18 protein-coding genes are annotated in these 17,281 nt (G+C 63.5%); 9 read left to right on the top strand and 9 right to left on the bottom strand.

The annotated features are described in order from the left end of the window. Positions 1 to 176: 176 nt before the first annotated feature. Complete coding sequence (fbaA, locus tag H4V99_RS04135) at positions 177 to 1,202, bottom strand: class II fructose-bisphosphate aldolase (protein WP_280675788.1); 1,026 nt, start codon at positions 1,200 to 1,202, stop codon at positions 177 to 179. 303 nt (positions 1,203 to 1,505) lie between these two features. Here fbaA and glpX point away from each other — a divergent pair, with 303 nt between their 5' ends. Next, a complete protein-coding gene (gene glpX, locus H4V99_RS04130) occupies positions 1,506 to 2,438 on the top strand; it encodes a class II fructose-bisphosphatase (protein WP_280679941.1) in 933 nt (310 codons plus the stop codon). Between the two features lie 164 nt (positions 2,439 to 2,602). On the opposite strand, the gene H4V99_RS04125 is transcribed toward glpX, so the two are convergent. Further along, entirely contained in the window at positions 2,603 to 3,643 is a 1,041-nt protein-coding gene (locus tag H4V99_RS04125) for a 4-hydroxy-3-methylbut-2-enyl diphosphate reductase (protein ID WP_280679939.1), read from the bottom strand. A 145-nt stretch (positions 3,644 to 3,788) separates the two neighbouring features. Between H4V99_RS04125 and xseA the strand changes: the two genes are divergently transcribed. From xseA to H4V99_RS04100, 5 genes are all read left to right on the top strand, one after another. After that, a complete protein-coding gene (gene xseA / locus H4V99_RS04120; RefSeq protein ID WP_280675786.1) occupies positions 3,789 to 5,033 on the top strand; it encodes an exodeoxyribonuclease VII large subunit in 1,245 nt (414 codons plus the stop codon). 10 nt (positions 5,034 to 5,043) lie between these two features. After that, entirely contained in the window at positions 5,044 to 5,292 is a 249-nt protein-coding gene (locus H4V99_RS04115; protein ID WP_280675784.1) for an exodeoxyribonuclease VII small subunit, read from the top strand. After that, on the top strand, positions 5,289 to 5,930 hold the full coding sequence (locus tag H4V99_RS04110) for a DUF4245 domain-containing protein (protein ID WP_280675782.1): 642 nt from the start codon (positions 5,289 to 5,291) through the stop codon (positions 5,928 to 5,930). Before H4V99_RS04115 ends, H4V99_RS04110 begins: the two co-directional genes overlap by 4 nt. Before the next feature lie 17 nt (positions 5,931 to 5,947). Continuing rightward, the gene (locus H4V99_RS04105; RefSeq protein ID WP_280675780.1) at positions 5,948 to 6,598 is read left to right on the top strand and encodes a carbonic anhydrase; all 651 of its coding nucleotides are present in this window, start codon (positions 5,948 to 5,950) and stop codon (positions 6,596 to 6,598) included. Positions 6,599 to 6,681: 83 nt separating this feature from the next. After that, on the top strand, positions 6,682 to 8,106 hold the full coding sequence (locus H4V99_RS04100) for a class II fumarate hydratase (protein ID WP_280675778.1): 1,425 nt from the start codon (positions 6,682 to 6,684) through the stop codon (positions 8,104 to 8,106). A gap of 70 nt (positions 8,107 to 8,176) precedes the next feature. Here the strand turns inward: H4V99_RS04100 and H4V99_RS04095 are convergent, their stop codons facing one another. The 3 genes from H4V99_RS04095 to H4V99_RS04085 all read right to left on the bottom strand — a co-directional run bounded on the left by H4V99_RS04095 (position 8,177) and on the right by H4V99_RS04085 (position 11,693). Continuing rightward, positions 8,177 to 9,526 carry a PhoH family protein gene (locus H4V99_RS04095; RefSeq protein ID WP_280675777.1) on the bottom strand — a complete coding sequence of 450 codons (1,350 nt, stop codon included), beginning with the start codon at positions 9,524 to 9,526 and terminating at the stop codon, positions 8,177 to 8,179. 202 nt (positions 9,527 to 9,728) lie between these two features. Continuing rightward, positions 9,729 to 10,850, bottom strand: coding sequence for an aminotransferase class V-fold PLP-dependent enzyme (locus H4V99_RS04090; protein ID WP_280675775.1), 1,122 nt, complete (start codon positions 10,848 to 10,850; stop codon positions 9,729 to 9,731). Between the two features lie 57 nt (positions 10,851 to 10,907). Then, a complete protein-coding gene (locus H4V99_RS04085) occupies positions 10,908 to 11,693 on the bottom strand; it encodes an isoprenyl transferase (RefSeq protein ID WP_280675773.1) in 786 nt (261 codons plus the stop codon). Between the two features lie 67 nt (positions 11,694 to 11,760). Between H4V99_RS04085 and H4V99_RS04080 the strand changes: the two genes are divergently transcribed. Next, positions 11,761 to 12,462, top strand: coding sequence for a hemolysin III family protein (locus tag H4V99_RS04080; RefSeq protein ID WP_280675771.1), 702 nt, complete (start codon positions 11,761 to 11,763; stop codon positions 12,460 to 12,462). A gap of 25 nt (positions 12,463 to 12,487) precedes the next feature. Here H4V99_RS04080 and H4V99_RS04075 read toward each other — a convergent pair whose 3' ends face one another. Both H4V99_RS04075 and mca read right to left on the bottom strand, forming a co-directional pair. Further along, positions 12,488 to 12,727 (bottom strand): hypothetical protein, encoded by a 240-nt coding sequence (locus tag H4V99_RS04075; RefSeq protein WP_280680164.1) that lies wholly within the window; start codon positions 12,725 to 12,727, stop codon positions 12,488 to 12,490. After that, complete coding sequence (gene mca / locus H4V99_RS04070) at positions 12,724 to 13,590, bottom strand: mycothiol conjugate amidase Mca (protein ID WP_280675770.1); 867 nt, start codon at positions 13,588 to 13,590, stop codon at positions 12,724 to 12,726. Before mca ends, H4V99_RS04075 begins: the two co-directional genes overlap by 4 nt. 68 nt (positions 13,591 to 13,658) lie before the next feature. On the opposite strand from mca, the gene H4V99_RS04065 reads away from it, so the two are divergent. Next, the gene (locus tag H4V99_RS04065; protein ID WP_280675769.1) at positions 13,659 to 14,093 is read left to right on the top strand and encodes a DUF4307 domain-containing protein; all 435 of its coding nucleotides are present in this window, start codon (positions 13,659 to 13,661) and stop codon (positions 14,091 to 14,093) included. Between the two features lie 105 nt (positions 14,094 to 14,198). Further along, positions 14,199 to 14,687: a transcription elongation factor GreA gene (gene greA, locus H4V99_RS04060; protein WP_280675768.1), complete on the top strand. Its 489-nt coding sequence runs from the start codon at positions 14,199 to 14,201 to the stop codon at positions 14,685 to 14,687. Between the two features lie 94 nt (positions 14,688 to 14,781). Here the strand turns inward: greA and ilvA are convergent, their stop codons facing one another. Beyond that, complete coding sequence (gene ilvA, locus H4V99_RS04055; protein ID WP_280675767.1) at positions 14,782 to 16,017, bottom strand: threonine ammonia-lyase; 1,236 nt, start codon at positions 16,015 to 16,017, stop codon at positions 14,782 to 14,784. 1 nt (position 16,018) lies between these two features. Beyond that, complete coding sequence (locus tag H4V99_RS04050; protein WP_280675766.1) at positions 16,019 to 17,281, bottom strand: AI-2E family transporter; 1,263 nt, start codon at positions 17,279 to 17,281, stop codon at positions 16,019 to 16,021.

The following is a 17,281-nucleotide window of genomic DNA, read 5'->3' as shown; positions in this document are numbered from 1 at the left end:
CTCACTCGCCGCAGGGTCTTTCGGAGGTTCCCAGACCCAGCCCTCCGGAGCGAGTTCCCCGTACTGCGGCTTGGGCCGTCGGTCCGGGGTTGTGTCGTCCGAAGTGCTGTCGTTGGTCACGGGAACCTTTCTGCTCCGTCCCCAGGGACGGTCAATGAGTATGCGGTGCTTAAAGGCTAGCTGTTTGAGTGGCCCGCCGAGCCCAGCTGCTGGGTTGACTGCACCACGCGAGCGGCCATGGCCGACTCGGCGATCTTGCCCCAGGCACGCGGGTCGTACACCTTCTTGTTCCCCACCTCGCCGTCGACCTTGAGAACGCCGTCGTAGTTCTTCAACATGTAGTCCGCAATCGAACGGGTGAAGGCATACTGCGTGTCGGTGTCGATGTTCATCTTGATGACACCGTTGGCGACGGCCTCGGCGATCTCGGCATCCGTTGATCCCGATCCGCCGTGGAAGACGAGGTCGAGGGGCAGTGCAGCGAGACCGAACTTGGCAGAGAGGCCGTCCTGAATGACGCGCAGCAGTTCGGGGCGCAGCTTCACGTTGCCGGGCTTGTACACGCCGTGCACGTTGCCGAATGTGAGCGCAGCCATGTAGCGACCCTGTTCGCCGAGGCCGAGGGCCTCCACCATTTTGACAGCGTCATCAAGGGTTGTGTAGAGGTTCTCGTTGATGTCGTGGCTGACACCATCTTCTTCGCCGCCAACGGCACCGATCTCAACCTCGAGAATGGCGTTGATGCCCCGGGCACGCTTGAGCACGTCCTTGGCGATCTCCAGGTTGTCATCCAGGGCAATGGCCGAGCCGTCCCACATATGTGACTGGAAGATCGGGTTTCCGCCGGCCTTCACCTCTGCTTCCGATGCCACGATGAGCGGCATGACGAAGTCGTCCAGGGCACCCTTGGGGCAGTGGTCGGTGTGGAGAGCCACGGTCACGGGATAGTTGTCGGCGACAGCGTGCGCGAAGCGAGCAAAGGCGAGGGCACCGGATGCACGGTTCTTCACGGTGTGGCCGGCGAAGTAGTCTGCGCCACCGGTGGTCACCTGGATGATGCCGTCGGAGCCTGCCTCGGTAAGGCCCTGCAGAACTGCGTTGATGCTTTGCGACGAGGACACATTGAACGCCGGGTAGGCGAATCCCTTGGCCTTGGCTTTGTCCAGCATCTCTGCGTACTGGTCGGGGGTTGCGATGGGCATAACATCTCCTCGAAAGTGTGGGGGTTTCGGGGCAAGTCTAGCTAGGACGGCGCGGATGCCGGAAACGGCCAGACAGCGCTGTCGAGCCCCCGCGAACCTCGGTGACAACCGAGTCGCACACGAGCGGGCGCGCGTGCGTGCCCGCTCGTGTGACGTCTGGCCGCGATAAGGTGACACGGGCGGACTTCTTGCGCGATCCACCGCGCATCCGCCCCCACGATGTCGAACAACGTCCGGGAGGACCTTTACGTGAACACCACTGAGACTGCCACCCTGTACCAGCACCCCGACCGCAACCTGGCCATGGAACTCGTGCGCGCAACCGAGGCCGCCGCCATCCGCGCGGTGCCGTTCATCGGGCGCGGCGACAAGAACGCCGCCGACAAAGCTGCCGTGGACGCGATGCGCGTCTTCCTCGGCACCGTCAACTTCGACGGACTGATCGTGATCGGTGAGGGCGAAAAAGACGAAGCCCCCATGCTCTTCAACGGCGAGCGTGTCGGTAACGGCCGCGGCCCGGCGTGCGACATTGCTGTCGACCCCATTGACGGAACGAGCCTCACCGCTGCGGGCCGCCAGAACGCCGTGTCGGTCATTGCGGTCTCCGACCGCGGGACGATGCTCGACGCATCCTCAATCTTTTACATGGACAAGATCGTCACGGGCGGCGCCGGACGGGGTGTTGTCAGCCTTGACCAGTCCATTGGCGACAACCTGCGCGACCTCGCGCTGGCCCTGAAGAAGCCGGTGGGCGAAATCACCGTGGCCGTGCTCGATCGTCCGCGCCACGCGGGACTCATCGATGCCATTCGCAGCGCGGGAGCCGGAACCCGACTCATGCTGGACGGCGACGTTGCCGGCGGCATCAACGCGGCACGGTACGAAACGCGTATCGACATGTGCGTCGGCATCGGCGGAAGCCCCGAGGGAATCACGACGGCGTGTGCGCTCAAGGCCCTCGGCGGCTACATGCAGGGGCGCCTCGCACCCAAGGACGACGCGGAGCGCGCCCGTGGAGTGGCGGCCGGCCTGGACGTGGACAAGCTACTGGAACTTGACGACATGGTGAGCGGGAACAACACGTTCTTCGTGGCCACCGGAGTCACCGACGGCGGGCTCGTGGACGGTGTGCGTCGCAAGGGTCCCATGATTCGCACCGAGAGCATCGTGCTGCGCTCACGTTCCGGCACGGCTCGCCGCGTGATCGCGGAGCACCTCGCGGAGAAGTGGCTGTAACCTCTCACGAATTCGAGCCCGTCCCCCCGATTTTCTCGGCGGGTGCGGGCTCGTTTTATGTGCTGCGCGGGCCGAGTGGAGGCAAAAACACCGTCCCCTGCCTCGGGAAGGTGTGAACGGCGCCGTTCAACCGGCGAGAGCGCCAGAAGAGCGCCGCCGAGCTCCTAGGTGGTGGGGTCGGCGCGACCGCCGAGCGCCCGGGCATCCACTTGACCCGTGAGGTCCTTGCGCAGTTCCTTGGGCAGGGAGAAGATCAGGTCTTCCTCGGCGGTCTTTACGGGCTCCACATCGTTGTAGCCGGCGTCAGCTAGCGCCTCGAGCAGCTCCTCCACGAGTTCCTCCGGAACGGATGCCCCGCTCGTGACGCCCACCGTGCGCACGCCCTCGAGCCACTCCTGCCGAACCTCGCTCGCAAAGTCCACGCGGTACGCGGCCTTGGCACCGTACTCCAGCGCCACCTCCACGAGACGAACCGAGTTGGACGAGTTGGCTGAGCCCACCACAATCACCAGATCAGAATCGGTGGCCACCTTCTTGATCGCCACCTGACGGTTCTGTGTGGCATAGCAGATGTCGTCGCTCGGCGGGTCCTGCAGGTTCGGGAACCGCGCACGCAAACGTCGCACGGTCTCCATGGTTTCGTCCACGCTCAGGGTGGTCTGTGAGAGCCAGACAACCTTGTTGGGGTCACGAACCACCACGGTGTCAGCGTCGTCGGGACTTCCCACGAGCGTCGTGTGCTCCGGGGCCTCACCGGCGGTACCCTCAACCTCTTCATGACCCTCGTGGCCGATGAGCAAAATCTGAAAATCGTCGCGGGCGAAACGCACGGCCTCGCGGTGCACCTTGGTGACGAGCGGGCACGTGGCATCAATGGCCTGGAGTCCGCGATCAGCCGCAGCCTTCACCACCGCCGGTGACACGCCGTGGGCGCTGAACACAATGTGAGCACCGCGCGGCACCTCGTCGACCTCCTCGACGAAAATGGCACCCTTGTTCTCCAGCTCGGAGACAACATGCATGTTGTGCACGATCTGCTTGCGCACGTACACGGGAGCGCCATAGTGCTCGAGGGCTTTCTCTACGGCGATGACGGCACGGTCCACCCCAGCGCAGTACCCGCGCGGGGCCGCCAGCAGCACCCGCTTCTGTCCGACGACCGGGGTATCCTTGAGCCTGTTGCGCGCGCTCGGAATCCGAGGCATGCCGAGGCCGACGACGGCGGGCTGTTTTGTACTGATGGTCACGGTGTCAGTCTAGGTGCGACGACTGAACAACCCGTAGGAGGAAGCCGAATTGACGAATCCTGGCACAACAGGCGTAACGCCGTCCGTCGCGACCGGTGGCACTGTGCCTGCCACCGTTGAGACCCCCTGGCCGGTGGCCCTGCTCTCGAACAAGATTCGCGGCTACATCGAGCGCCTCGGCACCGTGTGGGTGGAGGGTGAGGTGACGCAGTGGGGCGCCAGCGGCGGCAATGTCTACGGGAAGCTCAAAGACCTCTCCGAAGACGCCACCGTGAGCTTCACCATCTGGTCCTCGGTGCGTTCGCGCCTCACCGGTGACTTCGCGCAGGGCGACCGCGTTGTCGCCCTCGTGAAGCCGAGTTATTGGGTGAAGGGCGGCTCGCTCACCATGCAGGTGTTCGAGCTTCGCCACGTGGGCCTCGGCGACCTGCTCGAGCGCCTCGAGCGGCTGCGCAAACAGCTGGCAGGCGAGGGCCTCTTCGATGCGTCGCGCAAAAAACCACTGCCGTTTCTCCCGCACTGCATTGGCCTCGTCACCGGTAAAGATTCCGACGCCGAGAAGGACGTCATTCGCAACGCCCAGCTGCGCTGGCCCGCCGTCACCTTTCGTGTGGTGCACGCCATGGTGCAGGGCGACCGAGCCGCGGGTGAGGTGACGGCGGCCATCCAGCGCCTCGACGCCGATCCGGAAGTCGACGTGATCATCGTCGCGCGGGGCGGCGGCGACTTTCAGAATCTGCTCGCCTTCAGCGACGAGAGCGTCGTGCGTGCCGCAGCGGCCTGCACCACCCCGCTCGTGAGCGCCATCGGGCATGAGGCCGACCGCCCTCTGCTCGACGAGGTCGCTGACCTCCGCGCCTCCACACCCACGGATGCCGCCAAGCGCGTTGTCCCCGACGTCACGGACGAATTCAATCGCGTTCAGCAAGCCCGCGCCCGCCTCAGCACCCGGCTGACCGGCATCCTCTCTCAGGAAGTCGACCGGGTCTCCCAGCTGAGATCACGCCCCGTCCTCACCGGCTCCTCGTGGATCATCGATTCCCGTTCGGAAGACCTCACCCGGTATGTCGCTCGTGGCGCCGAGCTCGCGGCCCGGGTGGTGGAGCGTGCCGGCGCCACACTCCTCGACCTGCGCTCTCAGCTGCGGGCGCTGTCTCCGCAGGGCACTCTTGATCGCGGCTACGCCATTGTGCAGGTGCCCGGCGGTGCGGTGCTGAAGGCACCAACCGATGCCCCGACCGGCACCACGCTGCGCATCACCGTGGCGCAGGGAACCCTCACGGCCACCGCGGGCGCACCCGCAGGCACCGAGACCGAGACGTCCACGCCTGTCGAACCGACGAAATAGAATGGATGCCATGACCCAGCCGGCAGAAGACACCAGCTTTCAGGAGCTCAGCTACGAGCAGGCCCGCGACGAGCTGATTCGCGTCGTGAACCAGCTCGAACAGGGGTCGAACACCCTGGAGGAGTCCCTCTCCCTCTGGGAGCGCGGGGAAGCACTGGCCCAGCGCTGCGAAGACTGGCTGATTGGCGCGAAGGCTCGCCTCGACGCCGCGCGCTCCGGTCAGCTGGCCGCAGCCGACACGAGCGACGGCAGCAAGTGAGCAAACCGGGCAAGAAGCCCCGCATCGTCGCCGAGCTCGGTCGCCCAGAGACCCCGCTGGAGACCGCCGACCGCAAGGCGGAGAACTCCCGCAAGTACCGCTCGCGCAAAACCGTGAACAACCTGGTGCTGTCCCTTCTGGTCACCGTTGGTGCCGTGGTTTTCCTGGTGCTGCTCGTACCTCGCAACGACAATCCGATTGACCGTTCCATCGACGTCCCGGCCGTGGCTGCACAGCTGCAGCCGAGTGTCACTGACCCGCTCGTGGTGCCGGTTCTGCCCGACGGATGGTCGGCTAATGCCGCCGAATGGCGCACCAATGACACGGTGTCCACCTGGTACGTGGGCCTCATCACACCGGAACAGCAGTTCATTGGGTTCAGTCAGGCCATTGACGCCAACCCCACCTGGCTTGCGCAGCAGCTGCAGTCTCAGGCCCCGGTCGACACCGTGCAGATCGACGGAATCACCTGGGATGTGTACGAGAATCCGGCGCCTGCAGCCGACCGCGGTAATTTCGACGAAGCCCTCGTGACCACCGCGGGATCGAGCACCTATTTGCTGATTGGTACGGCCTCCAACGACGATTTTGAGGTCCTGGCCCGCGCCATGGCCCCGTCCATCGCCGACAACAAGTGAAAGAGCTGCTCGGTTCCATGCCCGATCGACTGACACCCCCCGCTGCCTGGGCCGAGATGCGAGACGGAAACGAACGCTTCGTCGCGGGCACCCCGAGGCACCGCCAAGACGTTGACCGCCGGGCCGAACTGACGATGCAGCAGACACCCCACGCGGCCCTGTTTGGGTGCAGTGACTCCCGGCTCGCCGCCGAGCTGATCTTCGACCAGGGGCTGGGTGACCTGTTCGTGGTGCGTAACGCCGGGCAGATCATCTCGGATTCCGTTCTGGGCTCGCTCGAATACGCCGTGGAGGTGCTGCACGTCCCGCTCATTGTGGTGCTCGGCCACGACAAGTGCGGTGCCGTGAGTGCCGCCATCGATTCCCTGACCGAAAACGCCCCACTACTCCCCGCGCACATCCACAGCATCATCGAAAAAATCGTGCCGGCGGTCCGCCGGGTAAGCGCAGCAACGACGGGATCGACCCCCACCACGTTCATCGACCCGGCCAGCATCGATGCCGGAATTGTGGGGCGTGAGCACCTTCGCGACACGGTGGCTGAGCTCCTGGAGCGCTCCGAGGTTATCAGCGCGGCCATTGCAGAAGGTACATTGGCTATCGTCGGCGCAAATTACCGGCTGCTCGTCGGCACTGCCGACCCGCACATCATCGTCGGCGTCATCTGATCGACCAGATCGATCCAGGCGGCCGACGCCACGACCTGCGCACCGAAGCGCACAGCACCAAACTCAATGAGCACCGAAAGGTAATGCATACAGTGGTGGACACCTCCGTAAACGCCGGCTACCGGATCGAACACGACACGATGGGCGAGGTGCGCGTTCCGCAGAACGCCCTTTTTGGCGCCCAGACGCAGCGCGCCGTCGAAAATTTCCCCATCTCAGGCTCGACGCTGGAGTCGGCCCAAATTGCGGCACTCGCACGCATCAAGAAGTCCGCAGCACTGGCCAACGCCCAACTGGGTGTTCTCGACCAGGAGATTGCCGAAGCAATTGCGACCGCCGCCGACGAGGTTGTCACCGGCGTCTACGACACTGAGTTTCCCATCGACGTGTACCAGACCGGCAGCGGCACCTCGTCGAACATGAACATGAACGAGGTCATTGCAACCCTCGCCACCCGCAGTCTCGGCCGCCCGGTTCACCCGAACGACCACGTGAACGCCAGCCAGTCGTCCAATGACGTCTTCCCCACCTCCGTGCACATCGCCGTCACGAGCGCGCTCATCGACGAACTCATTCCGTCGCTCGATCACCTCGCGGTATCGCTTGAGGCCAAGGCCGAGCTGTGGAAAGAAGCGGTCAAGGCCGGCCGCACCCACCTGATGGATGCCACCCCGGTCACCCTCGGCCAGGAGTTCGGCGGCTATGCCCGCCAGGTGCGTCTGGGTATCGAGCGCATCCGCACCGCCCTCCCCCGCGTCGCCGAGGTCCCGCTCGGCGGAACGGCCGTGGGTACCGGCATCAACACGCCGGCCGGGTTCCCGCAGCTCGTCATCGAACTGCTCGTGGCCGAGACGGAGCTTCCCATCACGGAGGCGCGCAACCACTTTGAGGCGCAGGCCAACCGTGATGGCCTCGTCGACGCATCCGGCGCCCTCCGCACCATTGCGGTGAGCCTCACCAAGATCTGCAACGACCTGCGCTGGATGGGTTCGGGCCCGAACACGGGCTTTGGCGAAATCAATATCCCCGACCTGCAGCCCGGATCCTCGATCATGCCCGGTAAGGTCAACCCGGTCATTCCCGAAGCCGTGCTCATGGTGTGCTCACGAGTGATCGGTAACGACGCCACCATCGCCTGGTCCGGTGCGTCCGGCTCGTTCGAGCTGAACGTGGCCATCCCCGTGATGGGTACCGCTCTGCTCGAGTCCATCCGCCTGCTCTCCAACGCCACACGCGTGCTCGCGGACAAGACCATTGACGGCCTTGAAGCCAACGTGGAGCACGCCCGTGCTCTCGCCGAGAAGTCCCCGGCCATCGTGACGCCGCTCAACCGGGTTATCGGTTACGAAGCCGCCGCGAAGGTGGCCAAGAAGGCGGTGGCCGAAGGCCTGACCGTGCGCGAGAGCGTCATCGCCCTCGGCTTCGTGGAGCGCGGCGAGGTCACCCTCGAGCAGCTCGACACCGCTCTGGATGTGCTCAGCATGACCCGCCCGCCGCAGGCTCGGTAGCCTCGACACCAACGACAATGCCGAGGTGACCCCATAAGGTCCCCTCGGCATTGCTGTGTGCCGCCAGGGTTTAGGTGATCTCGTTACCCTCCAGCATCTCGGTGACAAGAGCCGCAATGGCACTGCGCTCGGAGCGGGTGAGCGTCATGTGGGCAAAGAGCGGATGTCCCTTGAGCGTCTCGATCACGGACGCCACGCCGTCGAATCGGCCCACGCGCAGATTGTCGCGCTGCGCAACATCGTGCGTGAGCACGACACGGGAGTTCTGCCCGATGCGGCTGAGCACTGTGAGCAAGACGTTGCGTTCCAAAGACTGGGCTTCGTCTACGATCACGAAGGCATCGTGGAGTGAGCGCCCCCGGATGTGCGTGAGCGGAAGCACCTCCAGGATTCCCCGTTCCATCACCTCCTCCAAAACGTTCTCCGAGACTAGAGCGCCCAGGGTGTCAAACACTGCCTGACCCCACGGTCCCATCTTTTCGCTCTGATCACCCGGCAGGAACCCCAGTTCCTGTCCACCCACCGCGTAGAGCGGGCGGAAAACCATGATCTTGCGGTACTGCTGCCGCTCGAGCACCGCCTCCAGCCCGGCACACAGGGCGAGGGCGCTCTTACCCGTTCCCGCCCGGCCGCCGAGCGAGAGGATGCCGATCGACGGGTCCAGCAGCAGATCGATGGCGAGGCGCTGCTCGGCCGAGCGGCCGTGCAAACCGAAGAGTTCACGATCACCGCGCACGAGCTTGAGCTCGCCCTTGCCGGTGACGCGTCCGAGTGCAGACCCACGCTCGGAGTGAATCACGAGGCCGGTGTTGATGGGCATGTCCTGCACGAGGCGAGTTTGCAACGACTCCTGGTCGTACAGCTCGCTGATCTGGTTGGACGCGAGGGTGATCTCGTCCATTCCGGTCCAGCCGGAGTCAACCGCAAGCTCGTGACGGTACTCGTCCGCTGCGAGACCGAGCGAGGCTGCTTTCACGCGCAGCGGTAGGTCTTTCGACACAACCGTGACCGTCACCCCCTCCTTCGCGAGGTTGAGGGCCACGGCAAGAATGCGGGAATCGTTATCGCCGAGCTGCATGCCCGAGGGCAGAACCGACATGTTGGAATGGTTCAGCTCCACTCGCAGTGTACCGCCCTCCCCGACCGGAATCGGAAAGTCAAGACGTTCGTGCTTGAGGCGCAGGTCGTCCAGATTGCGCAGAGCCTGCCGGGCAAAGTAGCCGATCTCGGGGTCGTTGCGTTTGGATTCCAACTCCGAGATGACCACAACGGGCAGCACGACTGCGTGCTCGGCAAAGCGGAAGATCGCCTTCGGGTCGCTGAGTAAAACCGAGGTATCAAGCACGTACGTGCGCTCGGATTGCTCGGTGGTGTCTACCACGCGGTCAGAAGACTGGAACTCGGTTCGATTAGCGATCATAACCACTCCCACCATGCGCCTGAAACGACGCGTTCTTACCTGGCGAGCGGCCACGAGCATTTTTCGAGCCGTGCGGGTGGCCGTCTCGATCAGATCTCATATCTGATGTCACTGACCGTACGGCTCTCCGCCAAGAAAGGGAATACGACACGCCACTTCGAAACCAGACGTTCACCTATTGGGTAGCGAAGGCAGCCAGATGTCAGTAGGTTGCGGCGGTTGAATACGACGTAAACGCGCCACGAAGCATATCGATGGTGTCGACCTGGAGATGTGCATGCACACTCAATCGAATCGTTCCACCTCTGGTGGTCACGCTCACGCCATGGTTGTGGAGGCTCGCCTGCAGCAGCGTGAGCTGTTCGGCCGGTGGCTCAAGCACGACAATACCGGCCCGTTCGTGTTCGTCGCGAGGCGATATCACCGGGATGGCAAACTCATCAGCCAGATCGATCAGCGTTGTCACGTTCTCGGCCACGGCGCCAGCAATCGCGGCGACGCCCACCGGGTGAAGTTCCTCGAGCGCTGTCTGGAAGCGGGCCTCGGCGAACGGGTCCCCGTCTGCCACCCGAAAGGCTCGCGCGCCCGGGCTGGGCGAAGTCACCTCGTCGAAGGGGTCATCGACATCGGTTCCGGCGTAACCGGAAAACACCGGAACCAGTCGGTCGGCGGCGCGGTCGCTGAGCGCGAGAAATCCAGTCCCCCACCCGGCCCGAGTCCACTTCTGTCCTCCGGACGCAACCACGTCCGCCAGTTCATACGGCGCATCGACCACCCCGAAACCCTGATCCGCGTCAACGAACAGCATCCGCTCACCAATGACCTGCCGGATGCCCTCCAGGTCAACACGGTGACCCGTGCGTGAATCCACCAGACACACCGACACCGCGCTGATTTCGGGCGTGAGCTGGTCTTTGATCCGGCCCGGGGTCACCCGGTTACCCGGCATGTGCAGCCATGTCGGGGACACGACCCGCAGCGCCTCCGCTGCTCGCACCGCCGCGAAGGGCAAGCTCGGGTCGTCACCCGCAGACAGGAGCACTCCGCCCGTGAGCCCAAACATGGCGTGCATGATTCCCGAGGTGGTGTTGGGCTGGAGCGCGATCTGGTCTGGGCGAAAGCTGATGGTGCGGGCAACGGCCTCTCTGGTGAGCATGTCCTGGTCGCGGAGGTGGTCCAGACTGCCAAAACGGGCACGACCGAGCACTTCGGCTTGCCCGAGCATTTCGGCGGCCACGGCTGCGGACACGGGGCCCACGCTCGCGTAGTCCAGGTAGCCGGGTTCCTCGGTGAAACCGGCCGTGAAACGAGTGAGAGCGGTCATGCGCGCGCCTTTCGATCAGGGACCCACGGCGGGGTCAACGAGGGGGTGTCGGGTGGCTCAGCTGCCGAATCGGCGTTGACGCTTGGCGAAGTCGCGCAGAGCACGCAGAAAGTCAACCTGCCGCAGATCTGGACCGAGCGCCTCAACGAAGTAGAACTCGCTGTGCGCACTCTGCCACAGCATGAAGTCGCTCAGCCGCTGCTCGCCGGAGGTACGAATCACGAGGTCGGGATCGGGCTGACCGCCGGTGTAGAGATGCTGGCCGATCAGCTCGGGGGTCAGGGTCTCCGCAAGGTCTTCGAGGCTGCCACCCTGAGCGTGATGCGCCTTCACGATGCTGCGCATGGCGTCTGTGATTTCGGTGCGGCCACCGTAGCCCACGGCGAGGTTGATGTGGAGCCCGTTATGGCCTGCTGTGCGGGCCTGAGCGCCGTTCAGAGCGGCCGTCAGCGGCTCCGGAAGCCCCAGGGAGGACCCCACCTGCTGAACGCGCCAGTTGCGGTAGTGAGAGAGTTCTTCGGCCAGCTCCGCAATGATCTCGATCAGGTCGGCGAGTTCATCGCTCGGCCGCTGGGTGAGGTTGTCAGAAGACAACAGGTACAGGGTGACCACCGAAATGCCGAGATCATCGCACCATTCGAGGAACTCGCGCATCTTTGCGGCGCCCGCACGGTGTCCGTGGGCGGCCGATTCAAAGCCGAGCTGTCGCGCCCATCGACGGTTACCGTCAATGATCATGGCAACGTGTTGGGGCATCTGATCCGGGGTGAGGCCACGGCGCAGTCGACGCTGGTATAAACCGTAAAGGAGTCCGCGGAACGAAGGAGGCTGGCGTTTCTGCACACAGTTACGCTAGTCCCTTCCGGCCGAAACTTCGCAGCGGCCGGAGCGATTGTCGTAGTCTGGCAGCATGGCAACAGAGCACGACATCCCCAATCTGCCGCTACTAGACGCCGCCGATACTCATCCGGAAGACGTCAAACCCACGTGGCGCGGCTGGATTCATACCGGAATATTTCCCGTGACCATTGTTGCCGGAATCATTCTGCTCATTGTCGCCGACGGGCCTACCGCCACCTGGAGTTCGGCGGTCTTCGTGCTCACCTCGATGCTGCTATTTGGTAATTCGGCGCTGTACCACCGGTTCAATTGGCAGCCCCGCACGCGGATCGTCCTCAAACGCATTGATCACGCGAATATCTTTCTTCTGATTGCTGGTTCGTACACGCCCATCACCGTGCTGGCGCTACCGCCGGAGAAATCGACCCTGCTGCTGATGATTGTCTGGACCGGTGCCATCCTCGGTATCGCGTTCCGAGTCTTCTGGATTCACGCGCCGCGCTGGCTCTACGTGCCGCTGTACCTACTCCTCAGCTACGGTGCACTCATCTTCATCGCCGACTTCTTTGCCGCCAACGCCCTGATGATGACGCTCATCCTCGTGGGAGGCCTCTGCTACACCATCGGCGCAGTGATTTACGCGTTGAAGAAGCCCAACCCGGTGCCCGGCGTCTTCGGCTTCCACGAGATCTTTCACGCGCTCACAGTGATTGCCTTCCTCTGCCACTTTGTGGCGATTACCATGATCGCGACCCACCCGCTCTACCCATAGCGTTGAGCAGGAGGACCGCGGCTATCTAGTCGGTCTTATCCGTGTCCCGCTCAGCGAGCTCTACAGCGAGTCGGGCCTTGATCTCTTCCCGGTACTGCGTGCGACGGATACGACGAACCATGTCCAGTCCCAGCAAGATGACGGCGACGGCCACGAAGGCGATCGCAAAGAAGCCCACCACACCGGGAGTCACCGTGTTGGGGTCAACCTCAATCGGCGCGGGGGTAGCAAACAGAAAACCGAGCTGAACAGCAAGGGGGGTCACTGTGTGCGCTCCACTCCGGCGAAAAGATCGGATTCAGGCATTGTGGTTTCTACTTTCGATTCAATGAGCTGGAAATCTTCGAAGGGCCAGGCCTTGCGCACCAGGTGGTTCGGCCAAAAGAAGAAGCTGCTGTCGGGAGACACCTGACTCGCGTGCGCACGCAGAGCGGCGTCTCGTGTCTCCAGGAAGTCACCGACGGGGATGTGAGACGTTGCCAACTTGGGGTAATCCTCCAGACGTTCCCGGGCCGCGCTCAGCGGTTCGAGAAGTGGCGAATCCGGTTCGGCCACACTCAGTTCGAGGTACATGGCGTCGATGCGCTCGAGGTTGAAGATGCGGTCGTAGTAGAGCTTGTCGATCTGCCAGGCCTCACCACTCGACGGAAACTGCTCGGGGTCGGCAGCCGCACGGTAGGCCGCCAGCGACACTTCGTGGGTGCGAATGTGATCCGGATGCGGATACCCGCCCTTTTCGTCGTAGGTGACCAGAACCTGCGGCCGAAACTCCCGAATGATGTTCACGAGTGGTTCGGTTTCGAACTCAAGGGGAATGCCCGCAAAAGAGCTCGCCGGCACGGAACCGTCCTCGTCCATTCCCGAGTCGACAAAACCCAGCCAGCGGTGTTGCACACCCAGGTGCTCCTGGGCCTGCTGCATCTCGAGGCGGCGAAGCCCCGACAGATCGCGTTCCGCCATGGCGTGATCGGCCAACGCGGGGTTCAGGATGCTGCCGCGCTCGCCACCCGTGCAGCTCACAATGAGCACTTCAGCACCGATACTGCTGTAATACGCGTACGTCGCCGCACCCTTGCTCGACTCGTCGTCGGGATGTGCGTGCACTGCCAAAAGTCGTAGCGTCACCATACTCCTCAGGAATGCCGGATAACCTTAGGTTCTAGCCTAATCGTTGATCCGGGAGTGTGAAATCGCCAGTGTCCTCTAAGCCGGCAGCGTCCGTTGCGGTGCAGCCAGAAAGCACCGTTCTGGAGAACAGATACGGCCGAACGCGCGCCTCACGCACCCGGGACGCGAGGTTGCTCTGGGGGCTCGGCGGAATCTTCGCCATTGTGCTGGTGGCGTGGGTGGTCTGGACCGGGCTTGACGGTGCCTCGGAAAAAATCGAAGCGCGCGACACTCGCCACAGCATCATTGACGATCACAGCATCAGCGTGACGTTTGAGGTGTCGATGCCGGCCAACTCCACGGCCAGCTGTGCGGTGCAGGCCCTCAACGAGTCCTTCACCGTGGTGGGGTGGAAGGTCGTCGACATTCCCCCCTCTGACCTGTACACCCGCTCGTTCACGCAGGTGCTTCGCACCACCGATCTAAGCAACACCGGTTTGATTTACCAGTGCTGGCTGACCTAAAATGGGATATTCGCCCTGACTTCGTTGGGGCGACGACTATATCTGCGCACCTCACAACCCGCGGGTTGGGCGACGTGCACCCAAGCTCAATGAAGGAGATGAACCGTGACTACCGACACAACGGTCACCTGGCTTACTCAGGCAGCCCACGACCGTCTGGCTGCGGAACTAGCTAACCTGAGCACCCTCGGGCGCGACGACATTGCAAAGAAGATTGAGTCGGCGCGGGAAGAGGGCGATCTCAAGGAGAACGCCGGTTACCACGCCGCCAAAGAGGAGCAGGGCAAGATGGAGGCGCGCATACGCACCCTCGTCGTTCTGCTCCGGCACGCCGAGGTGGGCCAGGCTCCCGAAAGCACGGGTGTTGTCGTGCCCGGAACGGTGATCACGGCCACCATCGCGGGCGACGTGAGCCGATTCTTGATCGGCAGTCGAGAAATCGGCGGCAGCAGCGACCTGGACGTCTTCAGTGAGCAGAGCCCCCTCGGAGCTGCAATTCTTGGCCTGAAGGTGGGCGGCTCGACCACGTACACGACACCGAGCGGCAAGTCGATTGCCGTGGAAATCTCCAACGTCGAGACCTTCACGGGCTAATCCCCGCCGGGCAGATGTCCCGTTTCACACCGAAAGCGGCCGACCGAATCTCACGATTCTACCGGCCGCTTCGCTGTGCCCGTGTGCCCCGCCGTTAGTCAAGCTGCGGGTTGAAGCCCGCTTCGCGCAGCACCGCCACGACCTGCTCGCGGTGCTCCGGCCCGCGAGTTTCCACGCTCACGTCCAGTTCCACCTGACTGATCTGCAGGCCCACACCGTGACGGGTATGCAGCACTTCGACGACGTTCGCGTGCACCTGTGCCAAGAGTTCTGAAACCCGGGCCAGCTGGCCGGGACGGTCCGGAAGCATGATGCGCAGAGTGAGGTAGCGACCGGATGCCGCGAGGCCGTGGCTGATGACACGCTGCATGAGCAGCGGATCAATGTTGCCGCCTGACAGAATCGCCACGGTCGGACCCGTCGCGCTCACCTTTCCGGCCAGGATGGCCGCAACAGCAACCGCTCCAGCAGGTTCAACCACCAGCTTGGCGCGCTCCAGAAGAACGAGCAGCGCCCGCGCCGTGTCGTCCTCGCTCACCGTGACAACCTCGTCCACAACGTCGCGGATGATGGCGAAATTGAGCATTCCGGGCTTGGCGACAGCAATGCCGTCGGAGATGGTCGGAAGCATGCTGATGACAATCGGCTCACCCGCCGCGAGGGACGGAGGGTAGGCGGCGGCATTTTCTGCCTGAACCCCGATCACCCGAATGCGTCGACCCTCGCGCGCTGCCGTCTGCTTCAGAACGCTCGCCACACCAGAGATGAGGCCGCCTCCACCAATGGGGACCACCACGGTCTCCACATCGGGCACCTGGTCAAGAATTTCGAGCCCCACCGTTCCTTGCCCAGCCACAACGTCCTCGTGATCAAAGGGGGGGATCAGGATGGCGCCCGTTGTGCGCGCATACTCCGCCGCAGCCACGAGCGGTTCGGCTACGGTATTACCGCGCAGAACGACATCTGCTCCATAGGCCCGAGTGGCCTGCAACTTGGGCAACGCCACCCCGACCGGCATGAAGATGGTGGCCTTAATGCCGAGCTCCCGCGCCGCGAACGCAACGCCCTGGGCATGGTTTCCCGCTGAGGCCGCAACGACGCCGTGCGATCGTTCCTCGGCCGTGAGCTTGGAGAGCCGATTGTAGGCACCCCGAATCTTATAGGAGCCGGTGCGCTGCAGGTTTTCACACTTGAGGTGCACGGGCGCGCCGAGCAGGTCGGCGAGGTGGCGGGAGCTTTCCATGGGGGTGACGTCAGCCACCCGCGACACGACCAGTCGTGCGGCCTCAAAGTCGGCGAGTGTTGGTCCGGCGAGAGTCAGTTCTGTCATGTCAGTGCTTTCCGTGGTTGATCTGAATCGAGCGCTGTCGGTAACCGGGCCGCCGTGGAACCGTGCGCCACAAAGTAGAGCCCGTCGTGGCCTGAGTCAAGTCTGCACCCTCCCGCCAACTTCCCCCTGCCAAATACGACGTCATTACATTTATCACCGCTGCGATGGGGACCGCGAACAGAGCGCCCGGAATCCCGGCGAGCAGCGCACCCGCCGCAACGACCAGAACCACGCCGAGCGGATGCACCTTGACCGCCGTTCCCATGATGAGCGGCTGCAGAACGTGGCCTTCCACCTGCTGCACCAGGAGAACGACGCCCAGCATGAGTAGCGCGGTCACCCAGCTGTTGAAGAACAGCGCAATCACCACGGCCACAATTCCGGTCGCTACGGCGCCGATGATGGGAATGAAGGAGCCGAGAAACACCAGGATCCCGATCGGAATGGCCATGGGGACTCCGAGCAGCGCGGCACCGAGTCCGATGCCGACAGCATCGATGGACGCCACCAGAATCTGCACCTTGGCGAAATTACCGAGAGTGGTCCAGCCCGCGACGCCGGCGCCGTTCACCGCGAGCTGGGCTCGCCTCGGGAACAGCCGCACAATCCAGGCCCAGATGGTCTTGCCATCGATGAGGATGAACAGCAGGCTGAAAAGTGCCAGCAGTAAACCGGTGAGCAGATGCCCAACGGTGGTTCCGACCGAGAGTGCACCGCTGATGAACACCTGGCTATCGTTCTGAATTGCCGTCCACCCCTGCTCCAGGTAACGGTTAATGTCCGTCTCGCTGAGATTGAGCGGCGCTCCGGACAAAAAGCCCCGGAAATTGTTATACGTTTCCGAGAGCCGAGCACTCAAGCCCGCCGTTCCATCCGCGATCTGCGTGGTGGCCAACGTGATCAACCCGGCAACGATCACGAGCGTGCCGAGCATGGCTGTGGCAACGGCCAGCCCCTTGGGCCAGCGGTGTCGCTGCAGAAACCCCACGAAAGGCACGAGAAGCGCCGAGACCAGAACAGCGACCAAAAGCGGAATCACGATGAGCCGCAGCTGAATAATAAGGAAGATGAGAACGGCAAGTGCGGCCGCAATCACGATCAGTCGCCACGACCATGCTCCGGCCAGTCGAATGCCGGGTGGGATGTTCTCGTCGACCCCGTTAAACGGGGGCGGGGACACCGGCGGGAGCGACGCTTCCGCCTCCACCCGAGTGCGCAGAATGACCCGTTTGCCTGTGCTCGATTTGCCCGTAGATTCCGTCAC

It is taken from the genome of Cryobacterium sp. CG_9.6, from assembly GCF_029893365.1.
GTDB lineage: Bacteria > Actinomycetota > Actinomycetes > Actinomycetales > Microbacteriaceae > Cryobacterium.
The sequence above is the reverse complement of the archived record's forward strand: the minus strand, read 5'-3'. Positions and strand labels throughout refer to the sequence as shown.

Bases quoted from the DNA above. Each gene is read 5' to 3' on its own strand.
- fbaA (WP_280675788.1), bottom strand. From the start codon at position 1,202: ATGCCCATCGCAACCCCCGACCAGTACGCAGAGATGCTGGACAAAGCC.
- glpX (WP_280679941.1), top strand. From the start codon at position 1,506: ATGGAACTCGTGCGCGCAACCGAGGCCGCCGCCATCCGCGCGGTGCCG.
- H4V99_RS04125 (WP_280679939.1), bottom strand. From the start codon at position 3,643: ATGCCTCGGATTCCGAGCGCGCGCAACAGGCTCAAGGATACCCCGGTC.
- H4V99_RS04115 (WP_280675784.1), top strand. From the start codon at position 5,044: ATGACCCAGCCGGCAGAAGACACCAGCTTTCAGGAGCTCAGCTACGAG.
- H4V99_RS04105 (WP_280675780.1), top strand. From the start codon at position 5,948: ATGCCCGATCGACTGACACCCCCCGCTGCCTGGGCCGAGATGCGAGAC.
- H4V99_RS04100 (WP_280675778.1), top strand. From the start codon at position 6,682: ATGCATACAGTGGTGGACACCTCCGTAAACGCCGGCTACCGGATCGAA.
- H4V99_RS04095 (WP_280675777.1), bottom strand. From the start codon at position 9,526: ATGATCGCTAATCGAACCGAGTTCCAGTCTTCTGACCGCGTGGTAGAC.
- H4V99_RS04090 (WP_280675775.1), bottom strand. From the start codon at position 10,850: ATGACCGCTCTCACTCGTTTCACGGCCGGTTTCACCGAGGAACCCGGC.
- H4V99_RS04080 (WP_280675771.1), top strand. From the start codon at position 11,761: ATGGCAACAGAGCACGACATCCCCAATCTGCCGCTACTAGACGCCGCC.
- mca (WP_280675770.1), bottom strand. From the start codon at position 13,590: ATGGTGACGCTACGACTTTTGGCAGTGCACGCACATCCCGACGACGAG.
- ilvA (WP_280675767.1), bottom strand. From the start codon at position 16,017: ATGACAGAACTGACTCTCGCCGGACCAACACTCGCCGACTTTGAGGCC.